Genomic DNA, 19,731 nt, shown 5'->3' with positions numbered 1-19,731 from the left:
TAACAAATTTCAAAACTTGCGCATTTCTAATTAATTTATTTTTTTGTACCAGTCCTTTATAACCGTTTCAGCTTCCTTGCTATGAATCTGATATGCGTGAGTTTGATCATTAGAACCAATAAACCATATGGAAAAACCTTCAAAATCTATGCCGTTTTTTTAAAGTCTCCAGTATAGCAATCGTAAACCAAGAGTTTCCCTCTTGTTCTAACGCTCGAAAATACAAACTTCTTAAGAAGCATCTAATGTTTTGTACCAATATATCATTTTGAGAAGCTGGCGCTTCTTCAATGATTGTAAAGCTATGAAGCCAATTGTTCCATTCTTCTTGGGTTAAGAGATTTTGGTTCCATAATGACATTATTGCCGTCACCAATCTCTCATCCTCAAAGTTTATGTATACGTAATCGTTCAGACGAACCTTATGACGAACAGCAGTAAGGATCGCATGTGAAAATTCGCGATTTCGTATCGTACGTGCTAAAGCATTTAGCGCATCTGCAGCATGTGCAGTAGAATGGGCCCAGCCTTTTCCCTCTACATAGCCTCTTACATCTTGCTCTAGATATACATATTCAAGAACTTGTTCTGCCACGCTGTAAAGTTGTTCTTCAGATAAAAACGGTTCTTTTTCATGAACGGATAAAATAAGCGGTGGGATTAGAATCGAGAAAGCACGCTTAAAAACAGAGTCTGTTCCCTTTTCACCGATTTTATAAAACAAATAATCAGGACTAAGCGCCTGCAGTAATAGTCCTCGTAACTCTTTTTGTCTAAATACTTCACCTGTAATCCATCGTTGGATCGTACTGTAAATCAAGTCATCACGCAAATCAGCATCAGGTGACCCGATATTATCTAGCATCCATTGTGCATATGGATATGCGTCCACATCTTCTGGTACAGCATAATTGTTATTTTTGATTTGTTGCAGTTCTTGTTTCAATTCTTGTTCATCCATCATTATATTTTCTATCCCCTTTTAAAGTTTTTCTTTTTTTATACTACCTTAAATTTCTCCTTCTATGTTATCCTCTATTAACAATTTCATAAAATTAAGTTAATTCCTGAAATAGTTTTAGATGTAATAAAAAATCGAATCATTATTCGTTTTCATCATGCACCTATTCTTCTATGAAATTGATTCAACTATATAATAATTATACCAATTGTTTGCATGTAACTGCCTCTTTAAAACAGAATATAACTTATTTAATTTCGTTATGTGCTAAGTATGAGTCCTTTGTCTTTAAACCTAAAATAAGTCTCATAAACCTTATTTTCCCTATCCCTTTTCACATTACATAAATGGCTATACTATTTCATTTTTACTCTTTTTTCTTCTTACCTTATGCGTTTCTAAATCTGCCAATCTAACTGGAATTGGCAATCTACTTTCTTTCCCTATTAAATCCAACACAATTTGAACACTCGTATCTAAATCGATATTATTTCCGCAAGATACAAAAATAGGCTTTACATTCTCTTTCGTTCTTACAGCTCTTCCATATACCTCGTCATCAATCATAATATCACTAAAAGCAAACTCCTTATTCTCTGGCATGATAAAATCAACATCTTTAATCTTAAGATAGCTTTTCGCTACACCGATTGTAGGCTTTTGTAAGAAAAAAGAGGCATGCGTTGCAATCCCCATATGTTTATAGTGTAAATAGCCATTTCCATCAAACATAAATAGATCTGGATTAGAAGTAAGCTTTTTGGCTGCTTCTATTACTAAAGGCAACTCACGAAACGCTAAAAAACCTGGTATATACGGCACTGCTATTTCCCCATAGCTATAAACCTTCTCTACTTCCTCCTTCGTATGATAATCAATCACAACAATACAACACGTTCCATAGTGCCTATCATCTTCTTCCCAATAAGCTAAATCTACCCCAGCGATTACACTTACATCTTCTAGATGAAAGTTATTTTTCAAGTCAATACTATGTATGAGTTTATCTTGAATTCCAGAAAATTCTTCTTCTGAATTTAGATGAAATGAATGTATTTCTCTAACTTCCATGTTCTAATCCCCTTTTTATTATCATTTATACGGAACAGCTCCTATGTATTTCATTTCATAACGATTTTCATTTTTATTTGTTATTTCACCACTGTATTCATAGTTATATATCATAATAATTGTGTTGTATTTCATTTCTAGCATATTCGAAGCACATCTTTTCATCTGTGGTATCACAACTTCTTCATAAGAACATCCTGCCAGTAAAGTTTCTAGATGATCACTTCGCTTTAGATAAAATTCTATTTCAATAAAGTCCTCATCAATATCATACATACAAATATGATAGTCTTTTATAAATGGTGATAGTATAGAATCACCATCCTCTGTATATTTGATATGGAAATAATCCTCTAAAAAATCTTCAGATTCTATATTTCCCAGCCATAATGAGACCATGCCTTCTTTTTCCATGCATACAATCTCCATTCACCTACTACATCCAAAAAACTACAACTAGATTATCAGTATGTCCTTTATAATCCAAACAAATTAAAATCCATACTGCTATGTTATTTTAATGGTACAAAAACTCGATAACTTCTTCTGTTATATTATCAATGAAATAACACTTTCCCTTCTCTACCACTAGTTGTAGGTCACTACCAACTGGAAAGGAATACACCGCTAGAATAGCAGGTTCAATTTGGGCTACTGTATTAAAATCACATACAACCAAGTTATCTGGATCATTGACGTAATCATCATCATCAATATCCGAAAAAAATCTCCAGCCATTATCAACACTCGTTACAGATTCATCCCTAACCAACCATTTTAATCTTCCATTCTCCTCCAAAATGTTTTTTGATACGATACAGCCGCCTGCATTTTTAATAAATTCTGACTTTACGTAATTGGACATATTCTCTCACCCTTTCCATTGTTTCTTTTTATATTTGTATACCTTATATACTCTCATCAATAATTTTGAACCCACTATACTCTATGAAAGCTCTAAACACATCGCTCCCTCCGTATGGCCAAGCATAAGGATAAAATTCAATTCTTCCAATATTGTTTGTTGCCTTTTCACAAGAGACTAGTTCATATTCCCCAGAGGCAAACGTATCAATCATAGATTCAAAATCCCATGGAGTTCTTAGTTTCGGGTCTGTTAAACGTTTTTCTACAGGGGTTTGTTCCCATAAAACCTGGTAATTTTGTAACTCTTCTTCCGTCGGCCACCAAAACTGTTTTAATACCTCTTCCTCAAAATACGCTAACCACTTAGGATCACCACTACCTATCATCTCTTTTTCTTTCTCTTCCTTAAGTTTATAAAAAAATTCTCTTAGTCTACGAAAACGAGCCTCTTTATGTATTACAAACTCAAAATAACAATTCGTCATGCATTCACCCCTATATGTGTATAACTATGAAATTCTACTTCTCTAAATTATAACATTCCATAATTTGCTTATGGTATAGTTATAAGACTCTTACACGTGTAAGAGTCTTATAGCTTCTATTTTGGTTTTAAGGTTAGTATTTTACCATCTATGCGATCTGTATGAAGTGTAGTCACATGATAGTTTCCATTTACCCAGTCTTCTATTTGATTATGATACCAGTCACTTTTAAAATGTCCTGATTGTCCTGGGCCTACGATATGATACCCATTAGACATATCCTTTGTATCTATTACAAATCGCCAAGATGCTCCATGATTTACAATGCCATCATCTCTATAACTTGCTGCTTGAACTGTAATATTACTTCCTCCAATTGGTACAGGTTTTTCACGATTGAAAAAGAACGCGAGTACATCAGATGATTTTGAAACAGGGTGTATAAACGAAAGTTGATGATATGCTCCCCACTTCCATTTCGTTACGTCTCGTCCATATTGTTTTTCAAGCTTTTTCATTACCTTTGAATACGACATATTTGACCACTCCCACAGCTAAAGCCATGGGATTCTTTTTCGCAAACATCCTACTTACATTCTTCCAGAAGAAGATGCAGAGGTAAGACTTAGGCGAACAACTCTTATGAGTGAAATACACCCTATAAGAGGGCAAGGTCTGTGCCAACTACGCCATTCAACAGGCGATACTTTTTTCGGTTTATCATTTGGATGTTTCGTTTTTCGCCTTATATCCTCAGACAAAAAGCGTCTATGCCAAACGGGTTGTTTATATACAATTGAAACGATTGGTTTTACGTCCATCTCATATAATTTACGGGCAATATTCTGTGCCCCATTTACATCACGATGGATTTCTATTTTATGAACAGAACATTTGAAACTTCGTCCATTTGCTTTATGTCTACCACCACAAAATGGACAACTTTGTGACGTATAACTTTCTTCTATTTGTTCGATTTGTATCCCTTTTAACTTCGATTTGTATGTTAGTTTTTGTTTCATTTTTCCTTGGTTCCATACAGATAATTGTTGTCTTCTCTTTTTTCTTGTTTTTTGTTTCTTCTTTTCGTTTTTCCTCGTGTTTTTTTCGATTCCTGATACATTTCCAATGACAAAATGTGTGATCTGTTCTTGTTCTAAAAATGTAACAACTTCTTTTGTTGTTTTGTGTTCTAAATATCCGAGTTGATTTTTACTTTTTTGACGAATTCGATTTCGCGCCGTTTTATATTTTTTCCATTGACGGGAACCTTTTTTACAGCATGACATTTTTTTACTTAATTCCGCTAATGCCTTTGCACGAAATTGAGAAATACTACGTATCGCCCTTCCAGAAATCAATAACGCCTTATCTTCTGTTGCGACGGTTACGGCATGAATTTCCCCTAAATCACCACCAGCTACTTTTTGTTCTTGTCCAGAAAGGTCTTTCTCTGTAATAGACACCCTATAGCAAAACCAATACGCACCATTACGCCATACAATTTCTGCGTAGTTACAATTTGATAGATCCTCATGCGCCAAATTTGGAATCGTGAGATGTGCATTTTTCTTTGGAAACTTTTCATTCCAACCTTTTTTCTTTTTTTTCGTTAACAAATCAATAAGATTCATTTTAAAATCAGCACGTTTAATTACAATTGTTTTATCTGTGATATCCATACTCGCTTTCTTTAATGGAACGCAATAAAAATGTTTGTTTCGCCACGGATATTTTGCCTTTTTATCTGTTTTTCGAAGTTTACGAGTCGTTTCACGATTGGCCTCGTATTTATCCACAATGGCTTGTACGGTTTGAGAATGCAAATGATACGTTTGTTTGCGAACGGATTGAATTTCTGTTTTACTGAGCCACTTCTTCCATATGAAATAATAACTGGTCGATTCACGAACGATATCATTCCAAACAGTCGCTGCTTCTCTTTGCATAGAACGAAGAAATTCATATCGTTCTTTTTCGTATGGAATTTGAAACGCATGCGTGACAAACATAATGTTTTCTCCTTTCTTATCTTATTTCCCCTTGCCTCTAGCATAGCAAAAAAATAAAATAGAAAAGGGTTTTATTCGCTTCCATCCCACGGCTGAAGCGCGTGGGCTTTCCCGCTCACAAATTCTGTAATTAGGCTTATCCTACCTCAATTCGATTCTACAATATTACTGAGGTACTGACTTCAACAAATTACTAGCTCTTTTTCTATACTAGATTAGAAATCGTTAACTCTATCCAAAATGTTTACATTATTTTCATCTACCACTGCTTGCACTACATCTTTTTCAAAGATTACAAGATATCCAGAAGGCAAGGTTAACACTTGAAGAAGAGAAGGCCTTAATTTTAGTAATTCATATGCATAAAACGCTTCATAATCTTCTGTGTCATGATCATCATGAACAGGGCCTATATACCAACCAGAGTCACCATCTTCACAATCCTTTTTTCTTTCTAAGTAAATATGATCTAACTCTAATACATTTTTAGCAACGACAATTTTATCACAAAAACGCAGCAACTCTCCTTTAATTGTTAATGACTTTACAAAACTCACTTGGTTTAATAATATCCATAAAGAAATCGTCAAATCATCTGTCATATCTTGAAATGGATTCTTCGTATAGTCATGTACGATAATATGATAGCCATCTTCCTTTTCATCAAGGAAGTAGATCGACCAACCTACTTGTATAGAAAAACCATCTATTAATCGATCATTTTCTACTTCAGTTAAAAAATGAAATAACCCTTCTACCTGCATCGCAAAGCTCTCATCTGCCTGAGCAATGAAAGTTTTATCCCCTATCTTCTTAATAAACTTTTCCACTTCTTTTCTCCCTCTTTTCACAAGCACTTCATTTTCATTCAGAATACTTACTCTACTATCATAAGTACGACTTTATTTTTGAATATTTTGGATGGCTATAAATAACTCCATTTCCCCCCACTTCTCACCAAAATTTTATCAATAAGTAAATGATCTCCGTCTTCCCAAACCTTTTCTATTATACCTTTCATTTTTTTAATTCCGTTACTAGCATTACAATCACAAAAAACAAGAATATCTCTTGCTGGTATCGCAACCGCATATCCATTTGATACGAATTTTTTTAGTGAGTAATCCCATAAATCGTCTAAAACAATTAAGCTAGCTTCGAAACTCCCGTCAAGAATTAAAGCAAAACACCCTTCCGATAGTGTGTGAATCCGAAGTTCTTTTTCATCTGCTAATTTATAAAGATTTTCGATCCCGATTTCTAATAACTGCTCTTCGTCCAACCCTTCTCCTGATATATGCTTATTTTGAACATAATGAAAATAATTGTTTTGATGATCATCAACTAAAAAAGTAATGATTAAATCTTCATTAAAAAATGTATAAACAAAACTATTTTCTTCGGATAGGGTAAAACACTCTTCAGCTAGATTCTCTTTTACTACTGGTTTCAAGTATGCAACTGCTTCCTTACAAAACCGGATTGTCATATAAATACGCCCCTTTACTTGCTATAACAATACACACCAATTAACAGGTATAAAGCCAGCAAAGCACTACCAAATTCACCGGAAACTTAATCGAGAAATGAGTTCCTTTAAACTTACACTCAGATGCCGATACTCTTCCGTTTCAAAATCTTCTATAACAATTTCTCCAGTACGATTGTTCATAAGAATTAACATCCCACTACTTTCAAATCCTATAGGAATATATATTTCATCTCCCTGTCTAAGGAATAAATAATCTTGAACACGCTCTATAAATAAAAATGGTTCAACACCTGGTGTTACAGGGGATAAACTAATATTGTAATTATCAATCCAACCAATCATCTCGAGAAACCAATAGGAATTATAATATTCTTTTATATCAGAATGAAGAGTAGCATTTAGTTCTTTTTCAAATTCTTGAAAATCATCATATTCATCCTTCTCCCTTGGCTTCCAAAATATATAGTCATCCTCATCCTTTTCACCAATATATAGGCGCTGATCAATCTCTGCATCAAATGGAATCTGCGGGTGTGTTCCGTTCCAATCACTCCATTTCAATAAGAAACTTTCAAAATAACGCTGCATGCTCGCTTTCAACGCTGATCACCTCTTCAAACGTAAATTAGAAATCAACTCTTGTATATTTTCTGAAATCGTTTCAAATGAACCTCTCTCAAAAGCTTCTAATTTAACTTTCCCATTTTCATTATCAATCACAACTAACATTCCGTTACCTTCAATACCTATTGGGATATGATTTAATCTATCCTGATGGTTAGCCTTATAGCCCTTTAGCCGTTCTGTGAATGAATTCAATTCAATATTCGGCAATACCACTTCTAATTCAATATAATAATTTCTATAAAAACCATTTAATTCAGCAAACCAATAGGAATTAATATACATAATAACTGTTTGATGAAACTGGACATCCATTTCTTGTTCTAAATGAATAAAGTCGTGTACGATATTTTTTTCTACTGGTTTCCATAGAATATAACCTTCCTCATCTGTTTCCCCATCATAAAGAATAGGATTCACTTCTTCAAGAACTGGTGTTTTTAATAGAAAATCTAAACCTTCGTGCGCTAATTTTATTCTTAACTTAAAGTATTGTTGCATTGCATTCTTAATAGACACGCACATTCCCCTTTACTTCACTTAATAGTTTCACTACAACATTTCTCTTTGTAAATACAAATTCAATCTCCTTCTAAACTCTCTCTTCTACTTATTCAAGTTATTCCTTCTCCTTCGTATAGCTTAATGCAATCTCAACTACTTCCTCAGGTGTTAATTCTACATCATTCCAAAATATTAAATCACTAGGTGCCGGATGTGGAATACCACTATTATTAAATTGATTCACATATTCGCTATGCTCTGCTTCTGGTAAATCCAGATTATAGATCTTTTTTACAAGTTCAATAAGTTCCTCTCTGCTCATTTGGATTTTCACATCATTCAACCTTTCAAATTGCATAAATCGCTCCACTGCTCTTTCTATTTCGGTTAAACTTTACATTTATTGTACTATATTTCCATTTTATATTTTTACGCTTAATAGTTATATTCTTATTAAAAAATACGAAATCCCTAAGTACATTTCGTTCACTAGGGATTTCAATTCATCATATAATTTTATCAAGAAAGTATATATACGAGCCTCTTATCTAAAATACGTTTTATCTTGTAGCTTTTTTGACTTATTTTGATAACATTTCAAAAAATTCATTCATATTATTCGCTATTTTTTCAGTAGCTGGTTCAAATTCATCTGAATCCTCATGATACCAAATGCAAATCTCTGGACTCATTTGATTTTCTCGATAATCTATACAAACAAAATCTCCCGCATATAGAGCCGCAAAAGGAACTATCTCCACACAAGTTAAGTCTTTATCCGAAATAATTCGTTCATCCAATTGACTAAACACTACTTTCATGTCATACATACCCTTTGAATTTTCACTTGGATTATTCAATAAACATAGAAAACGTTCTACTACATACCGATTGTTTTTATGTGTAAAATACTTTGTGATTGGAATAGCCCCACTATTCTTCTTAATAAACATACAAAATTCTGAAGGGAATTTGACCTCCAGATTCCCCTCTACCCTTTCTAACAACGTATCATCTGGGAGAGGATAAATGATACTTTCCGTTTGTATTTCCATCTTTTTCTCCTTAATTTTTTGATATATCATTAAACATCTAAAAAACTATTAATGATAAGATACAGCACCAACAAATATAAATTCTAACCCCTTATATGTATCTTTCGCTTTTTCTGCATCGTATTGAAAATCATAAAGCACGATAACAGAATTTATATTGTCCTCTACATCTACTCTTTTCATTAAATCTTTAAATCTCGGAATGATAATCTCACTATAAGAGAAATCCTGCAAAACCTCTTCTATATGCATTTTAGGTTCCTCATAAAACATCATTTCGATTTGATCTTCATCATAGTAACCAAAACCGAAATTCACTCCAAATTTTGAATCTATATTATCTCCATCTTCTGTATATTCCATATCAACATATTCTTGAAGCTGATAAAATGATTTAGTAGTCCCAAGCCATAACGAAGCCATTCCTTTATATTCCATATTGTCTCTCCTTATTTACTCTCCATCGTATAGAAACCTATTTTCTCGCAGTGAATACCCTTATCTTGCAAAACTTTATTAATATGTAAGTTTTCTCGTTCTACAGTTTAAATAACAATATCTTGATAACCAACTTCAACAACTTCTTCATTTTCAAATTTCACACCAATACCGTCCTCTTCCCATGTGCAATTGAATATTAATCCTACCCTTCTAACTCCATCTTCGAAATCAGGTAAAATAATAAGTCCAATAGGATCAACCAAATTTCCTAATTGTTGGGTAGTTGTTATAAGTGGTGCTATTTCATCAGCAGATTCATCACCTAACATAGCTCTATACTCTAAACATTCTTCTTGATAATATTCGAATATAGCTTGTTCAGCTTCTTGTATAAGTCTATTTATAGCAGCGATGAATTTCCTATAAGCTTCTTCTTGAATTGTAGGAAATTCATCATCTTCTTCCCCATCAATAGTTAAAGGAACTATTTTATCACGACCAAAAATAGTTATTTTTTGTTTTCCACTCCAAAATAAATCATACGAGATTTCACTAAATAGTTCGTGATTCATCTTTCTCATTTATTCATCCCCCTATTGCATACTACTATTATATTTTTTGCTAATTATTTATGCCGAAGTACAATCACATTCCCTAACGTGGCATAGCCAAAACATTCATTAAAAACTACACCAAAAGACACGATCTACTGTTTGTTGGAAAACAGATGCTTTCATAAAGTTTAATAGTATATCTTTCTCATTTGTCCCAACATATTCATCGTTATCTACATTGTAAAATTGAAGGACTTCCACTTTATATACTCCATTTTCAATGTCAATTTTATAATTGAAGTAATTTTCATCAGGTACTTTCTCATCTTCAAATTGTGCAGCCATTGTAAGGCAGTCATAATCAACTAAATATAATTGGTTCTCAGTTACTCTAATATACCCTTCTGCTTTTCTGAAGCACTCCTGCTTTATTGGTTCTTCTCCAACTTTTACTTCTACATTCCACGAGTGCTCAATACCTTCTTCAGTCATCTGAAATACTAAAACATTTCCGTTTTTCATTTCATCAGTAAAATGCTGTAGCAACATTTCAAATTCCCAATCCTCATCCACAAATGACTTGTATTGCTCCGCATTTACAACCCCAATAAAATTCGTATCGCCAAATTTCATACAAAACTTCATCTTTATCCTCCTCGATATTAATAACTCTTATTTTTAATATCTACATTGTTTAATCTTGTATAAAAGAATTAAATGATCATTTCCGACATGTAAACAATCATTTTTCCTTCCGGGTACTCAGCTTTCCATAAATTTTATTTCCACATACTTTTGCAACATTTCATTATTCTTGAAGTTCCCTAGTCATAGAGACATTACTCCTAGATTTTCGATGTTATCTCCTCCTTTATTCAGTAAGATTTCCAAGCTCCTCAGACCAAAATGTATTCTTCTCTACAGCCTTTGGATCGATACGCCTTAATTCATTTTCAAACCATATACATACTGATTCCGGAATGTCATTGTCTAAAAAAGCAAATTCACCATTTATACGAATCGCTTCATCAATTAACTTAGAAAACAATAGAAGGCTTTCTGCAAATTGATGAATGGAAGAATTCATGAAGATTTCTTCATAGTTGTTGTCATGATGTAAATAAACTATCTTATTTGTTCTTTCATCAATACAAAGAGGATCTCCAGAACCAGTCGTTCCTATCAACCAATAAAACTCAAAATCTTTTGGCATGCCAAATTTTTGACTTACATTCTGCATTAGTTCAGTTGCATGATCAAACTCTATAAACGGAGCAGCTGATGCTGGAAGACCCGATTCGCCCAAAAACCTTCTCGTATCACTAGATAAATTTGTCTGCTGCATTATATCTCTATCTAATTTGTTTAATGGCCCGTCTCTTTTTTCATTCCATCTATCACAAAATTCTTTAGGTGAAATCATCTAAATACCCACTTTCGTTTTTTTCATTCTCCGAATTCCCCTGCATTTTCCTGTCCCTCTTTATAAGTTCTAATCTTGATTAAAAAGATTTATTTCTTCATTCCAAAAGGTATTATGATTCAGACAACCCTCATCGATTTCAATGAACTTTTCTATCATAACTTCTAAATTTTCTACTACTCATTTACCTTCAAATACTTCCTCTTCAGCATAAAAGAAAATACATCGCATTATTCTGCTGAAGGATTATAATCAATCTCTACTTTCCTAAGACCTTCCAGCACTTTATGTATTCTACTAGTTAAATCTCTTATTTCTTCTTGCGTTAATTCCCCCACTGCGTCTTGTGGATGAAACTTACTTAATCTCTTTGTTATACCTTCAATGTATCCAATAAAAACTTTGTCATGAGTTAACACTATTTCACCTATAGCTACATCTGCAATAACGTCTTCTATTTCTCCAAGATTTATATATTCATCAGCAGCCCTCGCTATTGCATATCTAAATCCTCTATTTAAAGCTAAAAAATCATTATAGGCTTCATTAATAGCTTCAAACAATTCAGTGTATTCCCAGTTTTCCACTTTAGATTCCCTCCATATATATGTTAATTATTATGATAGATTTGAAATAATAGTTTAGACATGGATACTCACTTATTACTAGAATTCGAAACACTATTTAAACAATTATGATGTAAAAAAACAGCAGAGTTTTTAAAATCTCTGCTGTTTCCGATTATTTAACTTCTAACGTGAACCAATTATTTAATGAATAGACAAGCGTTACCAAACAGCCGATTACACCAAACAAAATAACATTAGGACCAATCATGGAACCAAATAACACCGCTATTAACGATACCATAAACAATAGCATCGCTAGACCATTAATCTTAATTTCGACTATATCGCCACTTTTCACTTGCTTTTCTTTACTTCCGAAAAACAATTGATTTGCTTTTATCTTTGCTTCTTTTACATCAGAAGGAAGCGTGTATTCTTCATTATTTTCTAATTTCATTACCACTTCATTATCCACTTTTAAAGCCACTCTTGTAGCTCCGCCCATCATTCCTGTTGCCCTTATTACTTTTATACTCATTTTAAGCTCCCCTTAAACTTTTGTTCATCTAATAAAAAGATTCCCACTTTTTCGTTTAGTATATTTTCTACAATTTTTCATCTTTTTTCCACAATATACATATTATCATATTTGAGATTCATTTATTAATAGGAAGATGAGTATTTTTACCTTTTACTTTATAGTCTATAACAAAGAACCTTTTGCAATCCCGATGTAGGTACTGTTTATTTCAAACAAAATTTTCTTTTACATCCTCTATGCTTATTTAATTGGTTTTTCTGTTTTCAAAACAAATGAACTTAATGCAGGAACCTTCATCTTATTATCATGAACAACATACAGCGCTTTACTTCCTGCACGTTCACCATCTACTAACACTTTCCAAGGACCTTTTGATGGAAGTGTTATTTCTACAGCTTCTCTATTCGCATTATGAGCTACAACAAAATATTCGTTTTTATTACCATTTGCTTTGCCATCTATTGTATAAGCTACAACATTTTTTGGCGCATCCATGAACGTTACATGTTTTTTAATTTGTTCAGCAGTTGTCATGTGAAAAGCTGAATACTTGTTACGCAGCTCTATTAAGCCTTTCATATACTCTACTTCTTTATCGAATGCTGCACGGCGCACCCAATCCATCTGGTTAATCGAATCAGGAGATTTGTAGCTATTATGGTCACCATATTTTGTACGCATGAACTCTTGCCCTGCATGCAAGAATGAAACTCCTTGCGATGTCAATATGATAGAAGAAGATAACTTGTGCATTTGTTTACGTACTTCTTCACTGTCGCCAGGATTCGTCAACTCAAGCTTATCCCATAATGTATGGTTATCATGTGCTTCAACATACGTTAGAACTTGCTCAGGATCCTGATAAGTAGACACATTTTTATCATAATCCATACCAGCCGTAATTCCTTTTTTCATGCGCTCTTCCATGTTTTGCATTCCGTTCACAAAACCATTATCCTTATCCCCAAATACGCTTCCTTTCAATCCATCACGTATATCGTCATTAAAATGAGCGATTCCGTTCATTTTCTCCGCATTTTTTTGATTTGCTTTTAACTCAGGTGCCAAAGGAGTATTTAAATCCCAGCCTTCTCCATGAAGAATAATAGAAGTATCAATTTGATTAATAGCTTTACGGATCGCATTCATTGTGTCGACATCATGAATACCCATCAAATCAAAACGGAACCCGTCTAAATTATACTCTTTCGCCCAATACACGACGGAATCTATTATAAATTTCCTCATCATCTTTCGTTCAGAAGCCGTATCATTCCCTACACCTGTTCCATTTGCGAGTGAGCCATCCTCATTGTAACGATAATAATACCCTGGAACTAACTTGTGAAAATTAGATTCAGCCGCATTGTACATATGATTATATACAACATCCATTACAACACGAAGTTTATTATCATGAAGTGTTTGAATCATCTGCTTTAATTCAGTAATTCGAACAGTCGGCTCATAAGGATTGGTAGAATACGAGCCTTCTGGTACATTGTAATTTTTCGGATCGTATCCCCAGTTATATTGTGGTTCATTTAATTTTTCTTCATTTACTGAAGCATAATCAAATATCGGTAAAAACTGGACATGAGTAACCCCAAGATCTTTAATATGATCAAGACCTGTTCTTACGCCACCTGGTCCTCTCGTTCCTTTTTCCGTAACACCAAGATATTTTCCTTTTTGTTTAATACCACTTTCAGGTTGAATGGAAAGATCACGTACTTGCAACTCATAAATAATAGCATCTTCTGGATTTTTAAATTTCGGCTTTTTATTCCCCTTCCAATTTTTCGGATTTGTTTCTTTTAAATCAATGACTGCACCTTTATCACCATTAACAGAAGCAGCACGCACATATGGATCAACGGCCTCAGTCCATTTCTCTCCAATCTTCACCTTATATGTATAAAATAGGCCTTTTTGATCACCTGTAAGTTTTGCAGTCCAAGTTCCTTTTTCAGCTTGATCCATGTTGATTTCAGTACCTTTTTCATCATTCCATTCTTTGTAAGTAACCAACTTTGCCTCGCTCGCAGTTGGAGCCCACAAACGGAACTTTGTTTCCCGCGGTGTATATATATTCCCTAGATCATTTCCATCATAATAAAATAAATGATCAAATTCCTCGCTACGAATTACTTTACCAATTTCAGTATGAGCTTCAATGGCATTTCCCATTTTGATTTTGTATGTTTGTTTTACATCAAGATTCTTTTCTGTAATGATTTTGACCTTATTGGTAATATCTCCACCATTTGTATCATAAGGACTAACTTTCTCAATGTTAACGCCCTCAATTTCAATTTTTTGCTCCTTAATATTGAACGGAGCATTGGTAGTTACAGTGATTTCATTGAAGCTATCAATAGTGGCCTTCTGAATAGAAAGTTCAGAAGAAGGCTTGGAATCGTATAATTTATCATCGCCAGAAAGAACCCATACTTCAGCACGGCCATCCTTAATATTTTCAATCCAACGATCCCCACCGTCTTTTTCCCAGTCATTCGTACGAACGATAAATCCGACACGATTATACTGACCATCTATTTTCACCTTAGCATACTTACCAAACTCATCTTCCCCAGTAAATTCATAGGAGCTACCACTCGCATTTTCAGTCCACATCCAAAGATTCCAGTCTTTTGTATCTCCAGCCTTCTCCTTATAATGAACGATAATTTCAGTTGTTTTCGTATTTGATTCTGCTTGTGCACTCTGAAACGAAAAACCAGATAATAGCAAAGCAATTACAGTAAGTAGTAAAAACGTCTTGTTTATTATTTTTTTTGTAATATGCATCCAATACACCCCTTCTTAAAACATTACTAAGTATAACCGCTTAAATGAGTCTAGAAATCTCTTTTATAATCCCCCCTTATTGAACGTTTTTATTTCAATGATCTTCTAATAGAAAAATCCAAGGTAAAAAGAAATGAAAATTAACGAAAACGTTTGCATTAAATTTTTAAAAAAGAGTTACTTATTCCTCTTTATACCTCTAAATATCAAAAGATCCTAGAAATCATTCTAAAGAAAACGTTTGTTATCGCTTTCAATTTTATAGTACGAACTATAAAAAGGTCAATATATTATTAATTTTCTGTTTTTATACTGTGCACATATTTCAAGAAACAAATCTATTGTACTAAATATCCCTATAAATATACCTATAAGCGCTACAGTATTTTCACCTGTCCGTCCCAATATAAATCCCCACCCTATATATCATTCCGAAATTATAATAAATCCTACAATATTTCAAAGTAACAATTTGATCAGACGTTGAGATATGGTGACTTTGTTTCTTAGTCAATTTCTGCATTTTATATCATTCACCAATCATATAAAGTAAAGAGGATTACCGATTATAGTTAATAACGATGAAAATGGAATCTCTTATTCATTTTTTGATAGATAAGAGAAAGGAGAGAGTTTACAAATGACTATAGTGAAGAATGGAACATTGCAAGTGCCTGGAGCGAGCATCTACTATGAAATTCGCGGAGAAGGGCCTGTGCTTCTAATGATCCATGGCGGTGGTGGTGACGCTGATAAATTCCTTAAAATCGCTGACCATCTTGCTGATTGGTATACAGTTGTTACCTACGACCGCCGGGGTCATTCCCGTAGTAATCTAACCAATCAAACTGAGGGTTACCGCGTAGAAACACACAGTGACGACGCACACCGTCTGCTAGCTAAACTGACCGATGAACCGGCATACGTATTTGGAAGTAGCTCTGGTGCTGTTATCGGACTTGATCTGTGCATACGCTATCCGGCGCAGGTAAAGCTACTAATCCCTCACGAACCCGTCTTATTGCAACTTTTATTCGGTGATGAGCAGATGCAGGCTAGAAAATTCATGGAAGACCTGAAGAAAAATCATCAAAGTGAAGTCATAAAATTATTATCAAATGTAGGAGCGGACACTAACAATCCAAAACAACCGAAAGATGGGCAAACAGAGCGGATGCTTAGTAATTCAGCGTATTTCGTTGAGTATGAAATACCCGGAATTCTCAATTATTCATTAGATATTGGCGCTTTGAAGACTGCATTAAAATCTGTACCAATGCAGGTGCTTCCAGCCGGTGGAAGTGTTTCACAGGATTTTTTCGCTTATCGCTGCGCAGTCGCATTAACAGTACAATTAGGAACAGAGGTCATAGAATTCCCTGGGCATCATGGGGGCTATAACACGAGTCATCATAAAGAGTTTGCTGAGAAGTTACACGAGATTTGTTCTTCACATTTATAAGAACAAATAAAAACTAGCAAATTTCATTTTGTTAGTTTTTATTTATTTCAGAACTACTATTCATCGGAATCATCCCTAAACATTAAAAGTAAAAATCTTAATACCATTTATTCAGCCTCAACATGTTAAACTCTCACGGCTTCCATCCTTGTTCCTGCAAAAACTTCTGCAATTCTTCCTCAGATGGTACATTCTTCTCCCACTCTTCACATTCTTTCAAAAATTCCTCCGTCTCATAAATACCAGACGGCTCCATCTTTCTAAACTTCACCGCCGCTTCTTCTACTTCACCGAGTTTCGTATATTCTTTCCCATGCCAATTTCGCTTATTATTTTCATACGCAATTTGGAGTGCTTTTAATACGAGCTCTTCTGATAACTTGCCCATCCATTCACTTAATATTTCCACTGCATAAGATGACAAACTACCGAAATTTTGTTCATAAAATGTGTATACACTACTACCTGGATTCACTTCTTCTATTTCTTCCTCTACTACCTCATTCACTTCACATTCTTGAACAACTTCTTGCGGAATCCTATCAGATACTTCAACCGGCATTCCGAAATGTTCTAACAATAGCGGAATATTCAACTCTTCCTCGAGGCATCTTTGAAGAAACATATGTACAAATTCACTATTTTTCACAGTCTTTAACTCACGTAACACACACTTTTCTATGTTCGTATTCGTAACAGGATTATAACGTAACCAATTGAGAACATATAACTCTTTTGTATTCACGTCATATAATATCTTTCCATACGTAACAAACCGCTGTAACAACTTCTCAACCGTTTCACGATTATACCCCGTTTCCACCTCTACCAAACGTAGTGGCAGTGGGTAAATTCCGCATTGTCTCGTCTTCGAACATGTCAGCAAATACATATAAAAGTAGCGCTCCTCTGGCGTTAAATCAAGCACAAACTCATCTTGCCAAAAATTCACCTGTACACTCCGGTATACTCCCATGTTTCTTCCTCCCGTCCTTTTAGTGATACATATAGAATTGGTAACTCCTTACTATATATAGGATTACAGGAAGGAATTTTGTGAATTTATTTTATAATTTTTTACTAGTACGAGAATACTACTTTTTTATTTTCTTGTAGTTGTTTTTATAATTTTTTTGAAATTCTTTTTGTTCTTGTAGTTGTTTTTTCTTTTGTTTATTTAATGATTTATTATTTGGTAGTGGTTTATAAAGGGCTTGGAAGGGGCTTATATGGGGGTTCTTTTATTACATGCATGAGTATGTCATCTTCTTAAAAACTTATAAAATTGTCACTTCTTTATGAGCGACTAAATCATAAAGAAGTGACAAAAGATACGCCTTATCCAAAGCTAAATCATATATGCAGCATTTCAGCCTTTACAACTTGAATATATTCCTGTAACTTACAAAACGCTTCCGTCAGTTTGCCTGTTTCTTCTTTATGAAGAAAGCGGGCCTTGTTTCGTTCTTTCTCTATGACAAGTAGCTGCGCGGCAGCATAGGAAAGACCATACTTTTCGCATTCTCTTTTTATATCTTGAAAAAAAGAAGGAGGTACAATCCCTGCTCCTGAGACAAGCATCTCATCTAGAGCTTGTTCCAATTCATCGATTATGCGTACTAACTCTATCATAGAACGTTTCTCCTTCATTGAGTGTAATATTTATAACCTCTCCTGTTTCTGTATATAAAATGACAGGTGTAACAACGAGCTTTGTTCCTTCTTGATAAGGGTGGACTAACATTTTCTTTACATATAGCGAGTCCATATATATTTTTACAAGTCGAATCATCCGCTCGTTTTCTGGTCGTTTCATCATTTGCATTTGCAATGTTTTACCATTCTTATCGATAAGAGGTACGATCCATTTTTGTTCTTGCTTCTGAAACAGCCAATCTCCTATTTCAGCAACTTCGATACAAAAGACTCCTTGTTTATTTGCCTCTAACCTGTGCTCTTTTACTTTTTTTAGTAAGTCTTCCCATGAGGTTAAAAAGAGAGATTGCCACTCTGCCACATTTGTTTTCCCTTCCACTTCTCCTACCGTCTGTGAGCTAGATGACAGTTGAAAATCGGCGTTAAGTTTTGCCTGCTTCAACTCGAAAGATGAACGAGACAATTCGTATTCTTTCCCTGCAATTCCCCATGGAACTTGCCTTTCATGGAGGTCTTCAGGAGTTGTGCTGCTCCCTTCATAAAACATGGGGCGTGACTGTGTGTATGTGATCCACTTTTCCTGTTCTCGATTATAGAAATAATACGTCACACCAACATAACCAGATTTCGTTTGCCAGCCAGATGCGCCAAAAGCATGCAAAGTAAGCGGTGGAACTTCATAATATTCCGAACGAAACGGACTCTCTTGCAGACGGTGACGCTCCAAGAGCAAAATGTATTCATAAATCGCGGACAGCGTTTGCCGATAGGATGCCATTTGAAAAGATGCATGTTTCATCCGGTATAGCCTAATATCGGCTCCGAGCTTACGAAATAAATTTTCTAACTTTGCTAGTTTCAAAGAACGCGCTTTTACAGAAAGTTGTTCTATTTCATAGATTGTATTTTCGGTAAGTCTCGTTAACCCCAAGTGAACAACTTGCTCAATCATCTCTTTGAAAATAGATAGCTTATCCGGCGCAATGATAAGAGGAGGCATCTGTTTCGCTTCATGCGAGATTCCTTTCTCTTTTTGATACCAACATACCGCTTCCGCCTTATGCCGGCATATTCCCTCTTACCCCTTTTTCAATTTGCTCAGCATAAGAAATAGCATTTAACGCTTCGCTTCCAGAAATTCCGATTTCTTTACCGTGCATTTCTATTCCCCCATCGTATTCCATACTTCTTTATCTTCACTTA

22 protein-coding genes and 2 pseudogenes are annotated in these 19,731 nt (G+C 34.4%); 1 reads left to right on the top strand and 23 read right to left on the bottom strand.

What is annotated here, in order from left to right:
* Positions 1-139: 139 nt before the first annotated feature.
* From LOK41_RS12005 to pulA, 20 genes and pseudogenes are all read right to left on the bottom strand, one after another.
* A complete protein-coding gene (locus tag LOK41_RS12005; RefSeq protein WP_241816662.1) occupies positions 140-964 on the bottom strand; it encodes a DUF2785 domain-containing protein in 825 nt (274 codons plus the stop codon).
* Positions 965-1,312: 348 nt separating this feature from the next.
* Positions 1,313-2,032: an endonuclease V gene (locus LOK41_RS12000; protein ID WP_241816661.1), complete on the bottom strand. Its 720-nt coding sequence runs from the start codon at positions 2,030-2,032 to the stop codon at positions 1,313-1,315.
* A gap of 21 nt (positions 2,033-2,053) precedes the next feature.
* Entirely contained in the window at positions 2,054-2,446 is a 393-nt protein-coding gene (locus LOK41_RS11995) for an immunity 22 family protein (RefSeq protein WP_241816659.1), read from the bottom strand.
* Positions 2,447-2,549: 103 nt separating this feature from the next.
* Positions 2,550-2,897 carry an immunity protein Imm33 domain-containing protein gene (locus tag LOK41_RS11990; protein ID WP_241816657.1) on the bottom strand — a complete coding sequence of 116 codons (348 nt, stop codon included), beginning with the start codon at positions 2,895-2,897 and terminating at the stop codon, positions 2,550-2,552.
* Between the two features lie 43 nt (positions 2,898-2,940).
* Positions 2,941-3,384, bottom strand: a complete 444-nt coding sequence (locus LOK41_RS11985) for a hypothetical protein (RefSeq protein ID WP_241816655.1) — start codon at positions 3,382-3,384, stop codon at positions 2,941-2,943.
* Positions 3,385-3,500: 116 nt separating this feature from the next.
* Positions 3,501-3,917: pseudogene (locus LOK41_RS11980) on the bottom strand (penicillin acylase family protein); the annotation flags it as partial.
* Positions 3,918-3,974: 57 nt separating this feature from the next.
* On the bottom strand, positions 3,975-5,396 hold the full coding sequence (locus tag LOK41_RS11975) for an RNA-guided endonuclease InsQ/TnpB family protein (protein WP_241816654.1): 1,422 nt from the start codon (positions 5,394-5,396) through the stop codon (positions 3,975-3,977).
* A gap of 215 nt (positions 5,397-5,611) precedes the next feature.
* Positions 5,612-6,226 carry an immunity protein Imm33 domain-containing protein gene (locus LOK41_RS11970; RefSeq protein WP_241816653.1) on the bottom strand — a complete coding sequence of 205 codons (615 nt, stop codon included), beginning with the start codon at positions 6,224-6,226 and terminating at the stop codon, positions 5,612-5,614.
* Positions 6,227-6,321: 95 nt separating this feature from the next.
* Positions 6,322-6,885, bottom strand: a complete 564-nt coding sequence (locus LOK41_RS11965; protein WP_347269302.1) for a DUF1444 domain-containing protein — start codon at positions 6,883-6,885, stop codon at positions 6,322-6,324.
* Positions 6,886-6,960: 75 nt separating this feature from the next.
* Positions 6,961-7,488 carry a SecY-interacting protein Syd gene (locus LOK41_RS11960; protein ID WP_241816650.1) on the bottom strand — a complete coding sequence of 176 codons (528 nt, stop codon included), beginning with the start codon at positions 7,486-7,488 and terminating at the stop codon, positions 6,961-6,963.
* Positions 7,489-7,494: 6 nt separating this feature from the next.
* Positions 7,495-8,031 (bottom strand): SecY-interacting protein Syd, encoded by a 537-nt coding sequence (locus LOK41_RS11955; RefSeq protein ID WP_241816649.1) that lies wholly within the window; start codon positions 8,029-8,031, stop codon positions 7,495-7,497.
* Between the two features lie 100 nt (positions 8,032-8,131).
* Positions 8,132-8,374, bottom strand: coding sequence for a bacteriocin immunity protein (locus LOK41_RS11950; protein WP_241816647.1), 243 nt, complete (start codon positions 8,372-8,374; stop codon positions 8,132-8,134).
* Between the two features lie 223 nt (positions 8,375-8,597).
* Complete coding sequence (locus LOK41_RS11945; protein ID WP_241816646.1) at positions 8,598-9,071, bottom strand: SMI1/KNR4 family protein; 474 nt, start codon at positions 9,069-9,071, stop codon at positions 8,598-8,600.
* Between the two features lie 48 nt (positions 9,072-9,119).
* A complete protein-coding gene (locus LOK41_RS11940; RefSeq protein WP_241816645.1) occupies positions 9,120-9,509 on the bottom strand; it encodes an immunity 22 family protein in 390 nt (129 codons plus the stop codon).
* Positions 9,510-9,616: 107 nt separating this feature from the next.
* Positions 9,617-10,093: a DUF6985 domain-containing protein gene (locus tag LOK41_RS11935; protein WP_241816644.1), complete on the bottom strand. Its 477-nt coding sequence runs from the start codon at positions 10,091-10,093 to the stop codon at positions 9,617-9,619.
* A 99-nt stretch (positions 10,094-10,192) separates the two neighbouring features.
* Positions 10,193-10,699 carry a hypothetical protein gene (locus tag LOK41_RS11930; RefSeq protein WP_347269303.1) on the bottom strand — a complete coding sequence of 169 codons (507 nt, stop codon included), beginning with the start codon at positions 10,697-10,699 and terminating at the stop codon, positions 10,193-10,195.
* A 238-nt stretch (positions 10,700-10,937) separates the two neighbouring features.
* The gene (locus LOK41_RS11925; RefSeq protein ID WP_241816641.1) at positions 10,938-11,489 is read right to left on the bottom strand and encodes an SUKH-4 family immunity protein; all 552 of its coding nucleotides are present in this window, start codon (positions 11,487-11,489) and stop codon (positions 10,938-10,940) included.
* 230 nt (positions 11,490-11,719) lie between these two features.
* The gene (locus LOK41_RS11920; protein WP_241816640.1) at positions 11,720-12,076 is read right to left on the bottom strand and encodes an Imm3 family immunity protein; all 357 of its coding nucleotides are present in this window, start codon (positions 12,074-12,076) and stop codon (positions 11,720-11,722) included.
* 154 nt (positions 12,077-12,230) lie between these two features.
* On the bottom strand, positions 12,231-12,596 hold the full coding sequence (locus LOK41_RS11915; RefSeq protein WP_241816639.1) for a hypothetical protein: 366 nt from the start codon (positions 12,594-12,596) through the stop codon (positions 12,231-12,233).
* A gap of 243 nt (positions 12,597-12,839) precedes the next feature.
* The gene (pulA, locus tag LOK41_RS11910; protein WP_241816637.1) at positions 12,840-15,410 is read right to left on the bottom strand and encodes a type I pullulanase; all 2,571 of its coding nucleotides are present in this window, start codon (positions 15,408-15,410) and stop codon (positions 12,840-12,842) included.
* Positions 15,411-16,050: 640 nt separating this feature from the next.
* On the opposite strand from pulA, the gene LOK41_RS11905 reads away from it, so the two are divergent.
* On the top strand, positions 16,051-16,872 hold the full coding sequence (locus LOK41_RS11905) for an alpha/beta fold hydrolase (RefSeq protein WP_241816636.1): 822 nt from the start codon (positions 16,051-16,053) through the stop codon (positions 16,870-16,872).
* A 133-nt stretch (positions 16,873-17,005) separates the two neighbouring features.
* Here LOK41_RS11905 and LOK41_RS11900 read toward each other — a convergent pair whose 3' ends face one another.
* From LOK41_RS11900 to LOK41_RS11890, 3 genes and pseudogenes are all read right to left on the bottom strand, one after another.
* Positions 17,006-17,848, bottom strand: a complete 843-nt coding sequence (locus LOK41_RS11900; protein ID WP_241816635.1) for a DnaD domain protein — start codon at positions 17,846-17,848, stop codon at positions 17,006-17,008.
* A 377-nt stretch (positions 17,849-18,225) separates the two neighbouring features.
* Complete coding sequence (locus LOK41_RS11895) at positions 18,226-18,504, bottom strand: hypothetical protein (RefSeq protein ID WP_241816634.1); 279 nt, start codon at positions 18,502-18,504, stop codon at positions 18,226-18,228.
* Positions 18,476-19,606, bottom strand: a pseudogene (locus LOK41_RS11890) (hypothetical protein); the annotation flags it as partial. The gene LOK41_RS11895 and the pseudogene LOK41_RS11890, both read right to left, overlap by 29 nt.
* Positions 19,607-19,731: the final 125 nt, after the last annotated feature.

This window comes from Bacillus sp. TL12, from assembly GCF_022625245.1.
Classification (GTDB): domain Bacteria; phylum Bacillota; class Bacilli; order Bacillales; family Bacillaceae_G; genus Bacillus_A.
Note: the sequence above shows the minus strand (reverse complement) of the source record. Positions and strands in the feature narration are given on the sequence as shown.